The organism is Paenibacillus sp. RU5M (genome assembly GCF_900221055.1).
Classification (GTDB): domain Bacteria; phylum Bacillota; class Bacilli; order Paenibacillales; family Paenibacillaceae; genus Paenibacillus; species Paenibacillus marchantiae.
This window is the reverse complement of record NZ_OBQM01000006.1, coordinates 14,149-29,827: the sequence shown is the minus strand read 5'-3', so window position 1 is coordinate 29,827 and position 15,679 is coordinate 14,149. Positions and strand designations below refer to the sequence as shown.

10 protein-coding genes are annotated in these 15,679 nt (G+C 45.0%); all 10 read left to right on the top strand.

The window, feature by feature from the left end; all coding sequences use genetic code 11:
- Positions 1 to 42 precede the first annotated feature (42 nt).
- The gene (locus tag CRO25_RS18160; protein WP_079695944.1) at positions 43 to 3,558 is read left to right on the top strand and encodes a DUF4132 domain-containing protein; all 3,516 of its coding nucleotides are present in this window, start codon (positions 43 to 45) and stop codon (positions 3,556 to 3,558) included.
- A gap of 4 nt (positions 3,559 to 3,562) precedes the next feature.
- Positions 3,563 to 5,293 carry a hypothetical protein gene (locus CRO25_RS18155; protein ID WP_079695943.1) on the top strand — a complete coding sequence of 577 codons (1,731 nt, stop codon included), beginning with the start codon at positions 3,563 to 3,565 and terminating at the stop codon, positions 5,291 to 5,293.
- A complete protein-coding gene (locus tag CRO25_RS18150) occupies positions 5,280 to 5,558 on the top strand; it encodes a hypothetical protein (RefSeq protein WP_139295615.1) in 279 nt (92 codons plus the stop codon). Before CRO25_RS18155 ends, CRO25_RS18150 begins: the two co-directional genes overlap by 14 nt.
- A gap of 110 nt (positions 5,559 to 5,668) precedes the next feature.
- Positions 5,669 to 6,211, top strand: a complete 543-nt coding sequence (locus CRO25_RS18145) for a sigma-70 family RNA polymerase sigma factor (protein ID WP_179132209.1) — start codon at positions 5,669 to 5,671, stop codon at positions 6,209 to 6,211.
- A gap of 221 nt (positions 6,212 to 6,432) precedes the next feature.
- Positions 6,433 to 7,599: a hypothetical protein gene (locus CRO25_RS18140; protein ID WP_143806560.1), complete on the top strand. Its 1,167-nt coding sequence runs from the start codon at positions 6,433 to 6,435 to the stop codon at positions 7,597 to 7,599.
- A gap of 171 nt (positions 7,600 to 7,770) precedes the next feature.
- Positions 7,771 to 10,281 (top strand): WG repeat-containing protein, encoded by a 2,511-nt coding sequence (locus CRO25_RS18135; protein WP_079695940.1) that lies wholly within the window; start codon positions 7,771 to 7,773, stop codon positions 10,279 to 10,281.
- A 233-nt stretch (positions 10,282 to 10,514) separates the two neighbouring features.
- A complete protein-coding gene (locus tag CRO25_RS18130) occupies positions 10,515 to 12,314 on the top strand; it encodes an ABC transporter ATP-binding protein (RefSeq protein WP_079695939.1) in 1,800 nt (599 codons plus the stop codon).
- Positions 12,311 to 14,059: an ABC transporter ATP-binding protein gene (locus CRO25_RS18125; protein ID WP_079695938.1), complete on the top strand. Its 1,749-nt coding sequence runs from the start codon at positions 12,311 to 12,313 to the stop codon at positions 14,057 to 14,059. The genes CRO25_RS18130 and CRO25_RS18125 overlap by 4 nt, the downstream gene beginning before the upstream one ends.
- Positions 14,060 to 14,082: 23 nt before the next feature.
- Entirely contained in the window at positions 14,083 to 15,045 is a 963-nt protein-coding gene (locus CRO25_RS18120) for an ABC transporter substrate-binding protein (RefSeq protein ID WP_256863678.1), read from the top strand.
- A 195-nt stretch (positions 15,046 to 15,240) separates the two neighbouring features.
- A complete protein-coding gene (locus CRO25_RS18115; protein ID WP_372828897.1) occupies positions 15,241 to 15,639 on the top strand; it encodes an RDD family protein in 399 nt (132 codons plus the stop codon).
- Positions 15,640 to 15,679: the final 40 nt, after the last annotated feature.

Sequence of the window (15,679 nt, the reverse complement as noted above, 5' to 3'; positions counted from 1 at the left end):
TATACAAGATCATTTATAAACTTATTCGAGGAGGAATGTGTAATGTTAACTGCAGACCGCGCAATAGAAGCTTTGGTGGAGAAGTTTGCAGAGGTGTGTTCCAATGAATATTCGTTGAAAACGGATCGGAGTCCGGAAATCATAGATTATGTGATGGGAACGACGGATAAGTTTCCTGATATGATGGGAGGTTCCAGCCATTATGCGTACCAGACGATAGAAGTACTCATGAAAATTGCCAAAAAAGATGACGGAGACATCTTTTTTCGAGCGGGAGCCATTGTAATTCATATGGAATCCAATTATTCCAGAAGAAATTCGTGGAGAACCGATGGTTTTACGCTCTGCCTTGGAAACGACTCGGAAGCTTATGGACTGAGTGGAAAGAGCAAAACCAATGATCGGATGGGCGGTTTGCTGTCCCGTTTGGAGAAAATCAATCGCTATGCTGGAGAGAAGGAAATTTTGGATGAATTAAAGAGCAGACTGAAGGGGAATTTCCATGATGTAATCAATGGAATGATACTCCTTCGACTCTATTCAGATCTCAATAATAGCCCTTCCCATCTTGCCCAGGTGCAACAGTTCACTCAATCTCTGCCTGCATTGTTTCAACATGTGATGACCCATGATACAAGTAAGCTGCGGAAAGAATTGCATGCATTGATTGAGCCACTGGTGGTTTGCAATTTTCAAACGAAACATAACAAATCTGCATATGAATTAAATGATGAATTCCTCCGGGAGAAGCATAATCGGGTTATAGCTGAGAACTATTCGAATACTTCTCTTTCCAAAAAGGAGCAACTATCTTACAGTGAGTTCGACAAGACGATGATCCTTTTGAGCAATGCTTTGTTATATTTGGTTAACATCAGTGGCGGCAAACAACGTTTCCTTGAAGACAAAAGTGAGACCGGTCTTATTTTGCTCGAAGCCATAAACCAATTACATGAGATCTATCCACTTGAAGTTCGGCGCTATTTGTTAAGTATGGATACAAGAACGAAAAATGCCAACGAATTGCTGTCAGGGCTGGTGCCCCTGGATGAACCATATCATCTCATCGAAATGTTGCGTAATGAACTCGAAGCTTACACCATACCATGGCAATTTCTGCAATCCACGATTGTGAATGATCCGCAGCAAGCGATTCGTGCATACCACATATTAAAACCCCCATTCCTCAAATTGTGTATTCAAAAAGTGCTGGAGGACCATGGAATCGCAGTGCCAGATGTGGATGAAACTGTTGAGCAAGCCGTATTCAGCGCTCTTCGACATCCATTAGATGGAGGCAGACAGGGAATTGCGATTGCACGATATTTGAACGGTGAAAGCTCCTTTGAAGAATACTGGGAAGATCCGAATAGTCGAGGAATGTTTAATAACCTGAATCGTGACAAAAGGCGTGTTCACAACTTGATCAGCATTAGTTTCCTGCCTTTGAATTCGGAGGCGATGCGTCGGTTCGTGATTCTAACCACGTATCCCGAGTGGACACTCGATATCGTTTCTGATATGTATCAATCTTACGCATTTAGCGGTGAGAAGCTGCTGGAACTTTACGGCCAAGATCCAGAGGTAAAACAAGAGAAATTACTGTCAAGCCTGATCTCTCTCAACGGTATGACCGATTACAAGTACAAATCGATGCCTCAGGATGAATATCGCCGGATCATTCAGCAAAATCTGGACTTTGCTCTGGGACAGTACAAGAAACTGCCCACGGACACGCGCATCTTAATTTTGGAAATCACCTTTGAACAACGTCACGACCTATCGACTAAACAGGTAGCTGAAGCGATTCGTGCCGGATTGCAGGATACATCCAAAAAGGCAAATGGCGTGGCGTTATCTGAATTCAATCGGATTCCTGACCAGGAGTTATATACGGCAATATACCGTTCGGAGAAAAAAACGGGTGTGAAAGAAATGGCTCTGAGCGCTATCCGCAGTTTGGATCATAGCAAGGATATATACCTTGAGCTACTGAAGGGTGAGAAGTCTGCCGAATGGAAGAACCTGATTCAAATTCTGCTGGATACCGCGGATCAAAGCCCAGAGTATGCTCATGCGGCGCTTGCAGATCAGGCAGATGCCAAAAAGCTGACCAGACTAAGCTGGTTGTCCTTGAACGATCTTCCTTCTCTGATACGTTCAGAGGACAATCAACCATTAGATGATCGAATCAAGCAATATATCTTGGTGCAATCAATAGATCATACATCTGCGCCGAACGAAAGACTGAATGAACTACGTGAGTATGTAAGCGAGGAATCGCTAGCAAGGTTTGCGAGCGAGCTGCTACAGTTGTGGATTCAGGAGAGTGCCTCTGCAAAAGAGAAGTGGGTAATGTACCTCTCGGCACTCTTTGGCGATACTCAAATTGTGATTACATTGGCTCCCCAAATTAAGGAATGGACAGAAAACAGCCGAGGCGCCATTGCAGCTGATGCTGTAAAAGTACTGGCCTATCTTAAGGAACCTTCTGCTCTTATGGCGATTGACAAGATTAAACGTAGTGTGAAGAACCGCCAGGTTAAGGGTGCGGCTGAAGAAGCGTTGCAGCTGGCAGCAGAAAATTTGGGACTCACCTCGGAACAACTGGAAGATCGACTCGTCACCACACTTGGTTTTGATAAGAATGGAACGATGCAGCTGAGCTACGGGGAGCGTTCATTCCTGATTAAAGTGAATGGAGATCTGCAGGTCGTTGTTGTAAATGAAGAAACGGGTAAATCTGTGAAGAGTCTACCTGCTCCTGCACAGAAAGATGATGCTGAACTTGCAACACAATCTAAGGCGCGTTTCACACAATTGAAGAAGGATCTCAAAACAATGGTTAACATCCAGGCGCAACGTCTGGAAGAATCTTTGTCAAAACAACGGCTGTGGTCTGCTGATGAGTGGACAGCATTGTTTGTACAGAATGTAATCATGCAGAAATTTGCTGTAGGTTTGATATGGGGCACATATGAAGATGGTCAGTTGGTCACCACGTTCCGTTATATGGAGGATGGAACGTTTAATACCGTCGATGAGGATGAATACGAGCTGCCTTCGGGATCTCTAGTGGGATTGATTCATCCACTCGAACTTGACCAATCTACGCTCGAAGGATGGAAAACGCAGCTGGAAGATTATGAGATCAAGCAGCCGTTTGAGCAGCTGAATCGTCAAATTCATGTGCCTGAGGATGAAGACAAAAACAAGGTTGAATATGACCGCTTGCCGGAGTCGGATTTCTCTCCCACCGCATTCCCCAAAGCACTGGAGAAATACGGATGGATCAAAGGTCCAGCACAGGATGGCGGCTGGTATCATGAATTTTACAAAGAGTATGGAGATCTTATCGCAGAACTGGGCTTCAGTGGTACCAGCATTTCATATTATGAAGGATTGGAAGATATCACTCTGGAATCTCTGCACTTCTTTAAACCTGGCAGTCAGAAACACTATTATTATAGCGATCACAAGTCCATTGCTTTGGGTGAAATTGCAGGTCGTGTGTTCAGTGAGACGATCTATGATATTTTAAGAGCGTCAGGACGTTGATCACGTGAGTGGATTTGAACTGAAATTTCGGATGTTTTCGAAGCTGTGTACGGAGGATTATTTGATTCGACATGCCAACAAAGGGTTGTACAAACGGTCTCTGAAAGAGTTGGATAATGGCCTGACTGTGCAATACACTTGGAATGAAGCCTCTGTGGGTTGTCAATTGAGTGATGGTACACATTGTTCGCTTGAAAATACGCTGGATTATTGGGAGTGCTCCTGTCCAGCAGACAATATTTGCAAACATGTATTGATTTCGATTTTGTATTATCAACGGGAACATCAAACAGAGAATACATTCAATCAAGGTGAAGCAGCGTCATCAGCAGAGTTGGAACCTGAGTCTGGTCTGGTAAAGGAGTCCCGCTTCAGTTGGATGGTGGAATCGGATCTTGCTCCTTTGATTAAATCGTATAGTTCTTCCTTAATTGAGGAGGTTCTGTTCCGATTAAGATATCCCGAGCAGATTGAAGTATTGGAAGATTCTCTTCTAACTTTGCGTCTGGTGAAACAAGAAATTGAGGTTTCGTTTACAGAGGAAGCTAGTCTGGCTAAGGCCCTGTGCAAAGTAAAACAAACTGCCGGTAATATGGCCAAACTTGAAGCATTATTGCGGTATCGGATGCAACAAGGTTTGAATGATACGGAAGCCATAAGTGGAAGAGTCCATGATGCCACGTTTTCACTTCAAACGGTGCGGGAATGTCGTTCCATGCTGACAGGTCTGCTAAAGACGGGACTTGCTCGTCTACCACAATCGTATATGGCTCAATTGGAGACACTGGCGATTGCGGCCCATAGTGGTCATCTTCCTGACGTTGAGCGGAGTTTACGCGGGATTCAGGGGGAACTGCAATTGTTTTTTAACCGACACGTACGGTTTTCCATGCAATCGATGCTTGATCGGGTAAGCAAGTTGTATCTTGCATTACAGGTGCTTGAACAAGAGAAGGTATCTGCATTCAAACAAAGTCAGCTCATTGGCAGTTTCCGAAGTAAATACTATACGGTTCCAGAGCTGCATCTGTATGGATTGGGTGCTGATGCATGGGAGACACGCTCCGGTTACCGTGGAATCACTTATTATTTCTATTGCTTTGATGATGCGGAGATCTATACGTACAGCGATGTGCGGGCGGTATACTATGAAGATAATCAGTTCTCATATACAGAGCATTATGGTTCCTTCACTCCATGGCTGCCCAATCTGACTTTTCGTCAATTTTCCGGGGAAGAGGTGCAGTTTCGCTCGGTTAAAGTAAATGAAGAGTATAGACTCTCCTCCGGGGAAGGCGCAAAGCTTACACTGTTGCCACGAACATCAGTGGAAGAGGTGAATCTGGGCAAGTATATGCAAGATATACCCTCGTTACTCGCTGGGGATGCACGCTCATTTGAGTTGTTTTCCGTTCCGAAAGAACGACTGGCGATGATCAAGGTTGCCCGGGTTGTAGAGCATCGCTTCGATAAGCAATCACAGGACTTTATTCTAACGATGGCGAGTGACCATGGGGAGACGTTGGATCTGACTCTTCCTTATTCAACGGAATGGGAGACCATGATCAAAAGGTTGGAGTCGGGTTATGGAACAGGAACACTCGAAAACTTTTATGCTTTCGTGCATATAGAGCAACAACGGATATACCCGATCAGCTTCCTGAAGGGTCCAACAGTGATCAGTCTGAAACTGGATACGGGTTATGGAAGGACGGGGAGAATTGGAAGACTATAGTCAGTTGATGCAGAAGATCAGCAGCTGGTCAGAAGAGCTGTTGCTTCGCGGGTTATCCCAATTCACACTGAAAGATATTGAAGTATTGGAACAGCTAATCGTGAAGACCTCGAGGTTCCAAATGACTTTCCTTCGTGAAATATTGGAACACATGATCGAAGAGGGACGAAAAACCGCTTTGGGGAGCGGCGATGAGGAGCTTATGTTGCTTCATTATTGCCGCCTCACACAGTATGTACAGCTCAGCACTCAGGAATCATCCTGAACGGATTGACACATAAAGAATTGCAGAAGCATGAGCCTCTGCATTTCTTTTTATTTCATTTGAGTAAATTAGGATTTTGAATCGAATCTAATATGGAAGGGAGGGTGAGCATGAAGGAAGAACAGATCAGGGAAGCAGTCGCTAGACGTGACCATGAAGCTATGGAATGGGTGATGAATAACTATGCTGGATTGTTGTGGAAAATTATTTATTCCATATTACATAATGCCTCAACAGAAGAAATCGAAGAATGTGTAGCAGACACCTTTTTCTCATTTTGGCAAAATCCACTTTCTTTCCAGCCTGAGCGCAGTAGTTTGAAAAATTATCTGGCAACCATTGCGAAGCACAAAGCCATTGATCGTTACCGGAAATGGAATCGCAGAAGTGAGATTTCATATGAGGAGAGCATTCATTTTGTTCAAACTGAGGACACTCTCTCTAAATTAATCAGTAAAGAAAGGCAACTTGAATTGGAGCAGGCTATTGAATCATTTCCTGAACCAGACCGAGAAATTCTGAAACGTCGGCTTTACGAAGGTCAGAAGCCATTAGAAATTTCAGAAGCTTTGTCTTTGCACGTCAGACAGGTCAATAACAAAATTTATCGTTCGAAACAGTGGTTGCGTAAGTGGTGGTTGCAGAAGAAATAGAGGAGGTGATTCCCATATCGAATCCAGGAGATCATTTTACGGAACAGAATCTAACCCATATCAAGAAATTATTCTATGAAAAAGTGGGCCTTGAGGCAAATTCTCAACGTAATTCACAGAATAATAGCACACACCTGTATAAAAGGAGAGTCCCTAAAATAATTTATATTCCCATTGCAGCCATCCTGTCTTTAACTATTGTTACAGGCGCAGCAGCGGCCATGGGAGTAATTGATCTTTCATCTATTCTGCAATTTTTGAGTGGAGATCGAATCAACATTCTTCGTCCCGTAAATAAGACCAGTGAAGATCAGGGCATACGCATGCAGACTCTCGGTGCAGTTCGAGACGGCAGCACAACAGAAATTTATGTGGCCCTCAAGGATCTAAAGGAAGACCGGGTTAACTCTTCACTTGATGTATATGATTTTCATGTATCAGGTGGTCGGTCACATAATGCAAAGTTAGTACAGTATGATCCTGCTGAGAAGACTGCGATCATTCGATTTCTGGTTCAGGGAAAACGGCTCAGCAATCGAATGAGTGTCCAGATTAGTTCTTTTTTATCAGGTGCAAATAAAGAGGAGAACTATGATTCTGGGATTAATCTCTCAGAACTCCTGAGTAAGAAGCAGCAGACCGAATATGACACTCTTGATCCACTCAAAGACAGTATTAGCGGGTGGGGAGGTGAATCCGCTCTGGAATTAAGTGAACAGGAATTCATTCATGTTCTTCGTCAGGATCAAACCCATATTAAGTTGCCTGGGATCAATTGGATGTATATATCCAATATAGGTTTCGTCGATGGAAAATTGCATATCCAGATTAATCCAGATGACGAGATGGGTAGATACAATCATGGTTATTTTTTCTTCACTGATGATCAAGGGAACAAGCAGGATATCCCCATGAATAGTGTCTCCTATGGCTCTTATATCATAGGTGGTACTAGATACGGTGGGGATTATGAGGAGTATATTTTTAATATTTCGGATATCAGTCAACTCAAAAAGCTCCAGCTTAAAGGAGATTTTACTAGTTATGATCAGTTCGTTACGGGTAATTGGGAAACAACCTTTGATCTGAAAAAGGATTCTTTAAGTAAAACTGGAACAGCAACTCTTACGCTGGATGAGGAAATACGTACAGACATTGTAGTCTCCTCCCTGGGTGTTACGCTCATGGGCAAAGGGGTCAATCAAATAACGTCTGAGAATCTTCATATGGAACTCTATCTCAACGATGGCACAAGCATTCATCCCAAATCGGGGTTCCTGAACATTGACGACAATTTGATGAAGTGGATATCACCTCAAACAATACCGGTAAATGAAGTGAATTATTTGATGTTGGAAGGACAGAAAGTGTTATTGCAAGATCCTTGAGGATGGTTACAAATAAAATGGGCAGTCTTCACGACTGCTCTTTTTTTATAAGATTTTGTTATTCGCTTCAACTTTTCAAAGTTAACGGTTATATTCGCTGAGATGTCATATCCCCGCTTATGATGCATACCCATACCATTAGGCGAATGCTGTCTTAAGGAGGAAACAGGCATGTCCATGAGCGAACCTCTGTTAACGCAAATTGTCAATCAACATATCCCGGCTGACGCAACTGTCGTCACCATTGATAAACCGGTCAAACATCCGGCCATTTATGCTTCAGATTTAACCGGAGACGGAATGCCGGAAATTGCTGCTGTATATGAGCAGGGCGGAGAATTGATGCTGCTAGTTCTAAAATTTTACCAGGGTCACTGGATCAAGATGTCTTTGACGAAAGGCTTGGGTTATGGTGTTACCTTGCTGACAGCGGCATCGGTGACATCCACGGCGCGGAACAATCTCATTGTAGGCTGGCAGATCGGTGCGATCTGGTCGAAGCTTGCTGTATACGAATGGACGGAATCAGGACTGACAGATCAGGCGCCGGAAGATTTGTATTACAGCCATGCGGAAATCATCGATATGCCGGGTCACCACGGCAGAGATGGCAAAGTAGAGATTGCACTCTGGATTCATGATACAGGTGAAGCTTATCGGGTCGAGATCATCCGCTGGCAGAATGGGAAATGGGTTCCCGCAACAGATGTATATCCGTATTACTTTCCTAAAGTTGTGCAGTATTACGAACAATTGACTGAACACTATCCAGACTACACTTTCTATTGGTACTACCTCGCAGATGCCCAGTACAAGGCCGGATTATTTCCTGCCGCACTCGTTTCGGTCCAAAAAGCGCTAAGTTTCAGTGACCCATACCCTTCACGGGAAGTTCTGCTTGAGCTGGAAAAGAAGATTAGGCAAGCCATGGGCACAGAGGGGCCGCGTGAAACGACGTGGTTATTTCCGATATCGGTCAGAACAACAACTGGAACCCGGTGGGGCTATATGGACGCCCAAGGTCGTATTCGTCTTGAACCGATACTTGACGATGCCCAAGACTTTCAACGAAATGGCCTGGCTGTCGTGGTGAAAGACGGGAAGACTGGTATCATTAATCTTAACGGGCAATTTGTCGTTCAACCTGTATACGATTCCATTAATCCTTTTTCAGAAGGTCGGGCCATTGTCATTGATTCCCAAGGGTTCAAGATGATTGATGAACAAGGCGCAGTATTGACCAAACGGGCATATCCGTTTATTGCCGATGTGAAGGACGGCCGAGCGCTATTTTACCTTTCAGACAGCAGTCAGGCAGGCGGGGAAGTCAGTCGTTACGGTTATTTGGACACCTCTGGAAATGAGGTCATTCGGGCTCAGTTCACTTCAGCGAACGATTTTCAGGATGGCAAGGCCGTTGTGCAGATCAAAGAAAATGAATATGCGTTAATTAACCGAAATGGTCAGCGGCTGGCGACGTATCCGTATGCCTACGTAGGACCTCTAGGTAACGGATTACTTCCTTTTCAGAAAGAGACATCGGGTAAATACGGTTATATCGACGAAAGTGGTCATATCCGAATTCAGCCGAGCTTCACTTCGGCATTTCCGTTCAGTGGTGGATACGCTATTGTGAATACAGCGGAGGATTACAACTACATCTATGGCGTTATTAACACACAGGGCACATTTACCATCCAACCCGCCTACAATGACATTCGAGATCTGGGAGAACATCGGCTAGCCCTGGGGCAAGCGATTGACCCCAAACAGTCTTTCTTAGGTTCGGTCTATGCAATTGCAGATGTCACTGGTAGAAAACTTTCCGATTTTGTATATACGGATGTATCGAATTACAAAGGAGGGCTGGCTTCAGTCACGAATGGAACACAAACGTTCTTTCTGGATCTAAATGGGCGACCTGCATCGGGATACCCCCGTGTTGAAGGCTCGGGCACACTTGAATTGGTAGCTCCCGATCTAATCAAGGCGTATGTGGACCAGCGCGTATCCTATGTAAACCGGGCCGGGCAGGTCATTTGGCGACAAAATACAATTGTTCCACTTCACCCGCCATATCGTGTACGGGAAGAGAAATATAAGCCAAACCCCGATTATCTCGTGTATTATCCGCAGGTGGAAGGGTTAACCGATCAAGCCGTTCAGCTTGCAGTAAACGCCAAGTTAAAGGCACTATCCCAAGTGAAGCCAATCCCTGCGGATCAGAAGCTGGGTTACACATATACAGGAGATTTTGATATTACGTTCTATCAGCAGCAATTGCTTCAACTCAAACTCACGGGTTATAACTACCCGGCTGGTGCAGCACATGGCATGCCAACGATGATCTATGCGATCATTAATCTGAGCAGTGGTCAGATGTATGAACTCAAGGATTTGTTTAAACCGAACAGTGATTATGTGAAGGTGCTTAGCAAAATCGTAGGAGATCAGATCAAGAATGATCCGCAGTACTCTTATGTTTTTCCGGACACGTATGAGGGAATCAGCCCGGATCAGCCTTTTTTTGTCACAGCGGATGCACTGCATCTATATTTTAGCCCTTATGAAATCGCTCCTTATGTCGCGGGATTTCCGACATTCACAATTCCTTTTACCCAGATCAAGGATATCATTAATACAGAGGGTTCATTCTGGAAAGCTTTTCACGAGCAGCCGTAACCAATCCATGTCACCCTAGTGCAGAGAGGCCATATGTCCAATATATGGCCTCTTTTCTTTCGCTCACCTAAATTATCAGATGAAATAAATCAGAATGATCCATTTATTATCCGTATAGAGGTATTTTTGCTCCGTTTTGAGGTAGTAGCTGATCGCTGTGCTGTGAGATATTAATTGGGCGTATATAACACTGCGCGATATTGAGAATGATTATTAATGTCAGGGGGAATGGGATGAACACCACATCTGAAGTATCCGGTTTAATGGAAGTAACCAAGGAGCGGAAAGGTTTGCTGATTACAGCAAGTATCTTCTCGATTTTATCGAGTCTGCTGCAAATGGTTCCATTTATCGGAGTGTATAAAATCGTCGAAGAACTGTTAATCCATGCTCGGGAGCCATCTGCCCTGGACAGGGATTTGCTGATGTATTGGGGATTCGTCTCTTTTGGAGCGCTGATCGCGGGTCTTATTGCGCTCTATATCGGAGGCATGTGCTCGCATATCGCTGCGTTCAACATCCTGTACCAGCTCAGAGTAAAGCTTGCCGACCATGTGGCAAAAGTGCCGATGGGGTATCACACTCGAACTGCGACAGGTGAGCTGAAAAAAATCATTGAAGTTAGCGTTGAGAAAATAGAGAAGTTTATCGCGCATCAGCTTCCCGATCTCGTAAGTGCGATTGTCATTCCACTGGTGCTGCTTTGCTATTTGTTCTGGCTAGATTACCGTATGGCACTGGTCTTGCTAGTTCCCATGATTATCGGGTTCTGGCTGCAAAGTAGCATCTTCCGAAATGAGCGGGGGCGTCAGGCATATCGTGATTTTCAGCATGCGATTGAAGAAATGAACTCAACAGGGGTTGAATACGTAAGAGGAATGCCGGCGGTAAAAGTATTCGGTATTACAGCGGACTCGTTTCTCACCTTTAAACAGGCGGTGACACGTTATCGCGATATCTCGTTGAGAATAACCGATTTATGCAAGACGTCGTATGGCATGTTTTTCATCATCATTATTTCGCTGGTTACCTTTATTGTTCCGATCGGCATTTTACTTTCCAGCGGAAACGCAGGCAATCAGTCTTTCGCGATCACCTTTATTCTATTTCTGATCATTACACCAAGTTTGTCCGCGCCACTCTTGAAGCTGATGTATCTGGGCAGTGGCATGCGTGAGATCGTGGAAGGTCAGAATCGAATCAAGGCTGTATTTGCCGAGTCGGTTGTACAGGAACCTCTCTCTCCGCAAGTGCCTGATACATATGAAGTGGCTTTTCGGCAGGTATCCTTTGCTTATGAACAAAAGGATAGCGAAGCGTTCAAACCTGTACTTCAAGAAGTTGATTTTGTAGCTAAAGCAGGAGAAATGACCGCATTGGTTGGACCTTCGGGTGGTGGTAAATCTACCATTGCCAATCTGCTTCTGCGTTTCTGGGACGTGCAGCAAGGCGAAATTACAATTGGCGGGGTTCCCATTCAGGAAATGGGGACTGAGAAGTTAATGGAGACGGTTTCGTTTGTATTCCAGGACGTACATCTGTTCTACGATACGATTGAGGAAAACATCCGCATGGGCAATACAGCCGCGTCCCGGGATGATGTCATTGCTGCGGCTCGAACAGCTTGTTGTCATGAGTTTATTGAGAAGCTGGATGAGGGATATGACACCAAAATTGGAGAAGGCGGTACGTACCTGTCTGGCGGTGAAGCTCAACGGATTGCCATTGCGAGAGCTTTACTCAAGGATGCTCCCATTCTCGTATTGGATGAAGCGACAGCATATGCGGATGCAGAAAATGAACATAAGATCCAGCAAGGACTGGCCCAACTGGTTCAAGGGAAAACGGTCCTAATTATTGCTCATCGTCTAACAACGATTCGGGCAGCTGAACAGATCCTGGTCATTCGCCAGGGTACCATTGTTGAGCGAGGTACACATGATCAATTACGCGAGGCCAACGGTTTGTATGAGAAGATGTGGCAGGCTCATATTCATGCAGCTTCGTGGAAGCTTGGAGGTGCGAAGCAGTGAGGAACTATTTATACAATATATCGGGTGGTAACCCCCGCAGTCTGCTTCCCTCAATTATTGTCGCCATTCTGGACGGGATTGCCAAGATCATTCCGGCTGCGCTGCTCGTTGATATTTTCAATACGATATACAAATCCTTCGCTGAACCGGATAAAGGACTGGACATCCAGCGAATGTGGGTGGTGTGCTGCATTCTGTTTGCATGGCTGTTGGTGGAATATGCGGCTTACTCTTCTCTCTATGATAAAACCTATCGGGCAGCATACAGCCTCGCCGCAACGGGACGCTTGAAGCTGGCTGAACATATTCGTCATCTGTCATTGGGTTTCTTCGGCAAAAGGGATCCGGGAGATCTGACCAATCTGATTCTGAGTGATTATGGACAGGTAGAGCATACGATCTCTCACAATCTGTCACAGCTCATCAGCGCAATTGTGCTGCCGGTGTTGGCTTTTGCTGGACTGCTGTTTGTAGATTGGCGAATGGCAGTGGCGATGTTCGTCGCTGTTCCACTGGGGGTGGCCTTGTTATGGATGACAGACTCCATTCAGGCTCGCTTAAGCGAGAATCATGTGAGAGCCAAGAACGAAGCGGCCAGTCGGCTGCAAGAGTATTTAACGGGGATTCGTGAGATCAAAGCCCACAATATGGGCGGAGAACGATTTGAACGACTGCGTCGTTCTTTTGACGAGTTGAAGTCGGCATCCATTCGGTTGGAAGGCATTATGGGTCCGATGATTATGGGCGCGATGTTGCTTGCGCGTTCCGGCATGACGTGGATGATTTTGGCGGGGAGTTATTTGCTTGCTGGCGGGGAATTGACATTGCCGATATTTCTGCTGTTTTTGCTAGTCGGTACCAAAGTGTTTGAACCTCTGACCGTTGCGCTGATGAGTTATGGCGAGATGCGGTACTCCGCATATAGTGCACGGCGCATTATGGAAGTGCAGCAGGAGGCGCCGATGACAGGAACAGGAAGCGTACAACCTAATCAGGCGATTTCGTTTGACCGCGTAACCTTTGGTTATGATGATGAGCTGCCTGTGCTGAAGAATTTGTCGTTTACCATCCCTCCGCATACGATTACTGCACTTGTAGGGCCTTCCGGCAGTGGTAAAAGTACGGTTACCCGTCTCATTGCGCGTTTCTGGGATGTGCAGTCAGGTTCCATTACGATTGGCGGTCAGCCAATTAACCGTATGGACCCGGAGAAACTGTTGGAGGATATCTCTGTTGTCTTCCAGGACGTGTATCTGTTCCAAGATACGATTGGTAACAACATACGTGTAGGGAAGAAAGAGGCTACCCAGGCAGAGATCGAAGAAGCAGCACGCCGGGCTTGCTGTCATGAGTTTATCGCAAGTCTGCCTCAAGGATATGACACGTTAGTGGGAGAAGGAGGCTCGACGTTATCTGGTGGGGAAAAACAGCGTATATCGATTGCACGTGCCTTGTTGAAAAATGCATCCATCGTATTGCTGGACGAAGCTACGGCGTCACTCGACCCAGAAAATGAAGCCGCAGTTCAGCAAGCGATTAATGAGCTGGTCGCGAACAAAACGGTAATTCTAATCGCTCATCGTTTGAAAACGATCCAAAATGCGGATCAGATCCTTGTCCTGGATCAGGGCCAGCTTGTCGAACAAGGGACGCATGAGCAATTATTGCTAACATCAGGTATTTATTCGCGTCTGTGGCAATTACAGCATGATGCCGAGGGATGGCAAGTAAAAGTAAATGTGTAGAATTGGAGAGGAGAATAGTTCAAATGTTAAAACGAGTTCATATATGGATTGCATTATGCTCCATGCTGATGCTTGCGGCTTGTGGAACTGAACAGACAAGCAGTCAGGAGGTTAGTTCGTCAGAGGGAACGACGCAAGCGACAACGAAAGTCATCACCAATCCAAATGGAGAGGAAGTTACAATCCCCCTTAATCCGCAGCGGATTGTGGATCTGTCCGGCTCAACAGAGGAATTATTGATCGTTGGCAAAACGCCTGTCGCGACAACCAGCGCCGATTATGGGCAGCAGGATCAGATCACTCCACCCCTTAAAGACAAATTGGATGCAAATACCGTGGTTCTGGGGTGGCTCGGCAGCAAATTCAGTATAGAAGCGGTGACTGCGTCGAACCCGGATCTGATCATTCTGGGAAAGGATTTTAATACAGATCAGTATGAAACCTTATCCTTGATTGCACCGACAATTGTTTTGCCATACTCGTATTATGATTGGAGAGAACGTCTGACGTTCCTAGCAGATACGTTCGGAGAAGAAACCAAAAAGGATGAGTTCCTGGCTAAATATGATGCAAAGTCGGCTGAGTGGAAGCAAAAACTCGAATCGGCTGTGAACGGTGAATCTTTTGCGGTCATCGAAACCTATCCTAACAATCTGGTGATCTATTCGAATAAAGGTGCGGCAGAGATGTTGTACGGCGAGTGGGGCCTAAAACGTACAGAAGGTATTCCTGAGCCCGAAGGCTGGGGAGGCAAACAGATTAGTATAGAGGCGCTAATCTCCGTCAATCCGGACCAGCTGGTGCTGATGGAGAATAGCGAGAACAAAATGGAAGACAGCAAGGTTTGGAATAACATGAATGCCGTCAAGGATGGGAAGATTTATAAAATCTCCAGCGTAGATAACTACAATTATTCTTATACGGCTATAGGACGGATGGAGCTTATGGATCGTTTGGGTAACATGATTTTGGAAGGACAAAAGTAATTCTGAACAGAAATATAACGAAAGATTAAAAAGTTAAACGGTTCGCCATGGATAGGCTTCTCAACAAAAGTTGAGGGGCCTATCTTCATTCCTTGAAAAGGATGATTAAGAACTTAATGGAATATTTTTCTGTTATACTACATGGATATGTGTCTACATACATTCAACTAAATCCATATGAAAGGAGGCATTCATTTGAGAGAAGCAGGTTTTTGGGTTAGATTAGGAGCAAGCTTGTTGGATGGAATTATCGTTTCAATACCTTTAGCCATTATTGTAGGTGTACTGACAGGAAATTTTGATAATGACGAGCCTTTAGCTAAACTACTGAGTGGATTATATTCCATTTTATTACCAGTATTATGGAGTGGTCGAACGATAGGAAAGCGTATTTGCGGAATTCGAATTCGAAAATACGATACACATGAGCCCCCTGGAATTGGAACCATGCTCATGCGAGTTGTTGTTGCAGGACTGATATATGGAATCACATTTGGCATTGGTTTCATTGCGAGTGTCATCATGGTTGCTGTACGAGAAGACAAACGTGCAATACATGATTTTATCGCAGGTACCGAAGTTGTCTGGGACTAAAAATGAGAAAGCGAGCCCTGGCATAATATATTCGTTATAT

Bases quoted from the DNA above. Each gene is read 5' to 3' on its own strand.
- CRO25_RS18160 (WP_079695944.1), top strand. From the start codon at position 43: ATGTTAACTGCAGACCGCGCAATAGAAGCTTTGGTGGAGAAGTTTGCA.
- CRO25_RS18135 (WP_079695940.1), top strand. From the start codon at position 7,771: ATGTCCATGAGCGAACCTCTGTTAACGCAAATTGTCAATCAACATATC.
- CRO25_RS18120 (WP_256863678.1), top strand. From the start codon at position 14,083: ATGTTAAAACGAGTTCATATATGGATTGCATTATGCTCCATGCTGATG.
- CRO25_RS18140 (WP_143806560.1), top strand. From the start codon at position 6,433: ATGGGAGTAATTGATCTTTCATCTATTCTGCAATTTTTGAGTGGAGAT.
- CRO25_RS18130 (WP_079695939.1), top strand. From the start codon at position 10,515: ATGAACACCACATCTGAAGTATCCGGTTTAATGGAAGTAACCAAGGAG.
- CRO25_RS18145 (WP_179132209.1), top strand. From the start codon at position 5,669: ATGAAGGAAGAACAGATCAGGGAAGCAGTCGCTAGACGTGACCATGAA.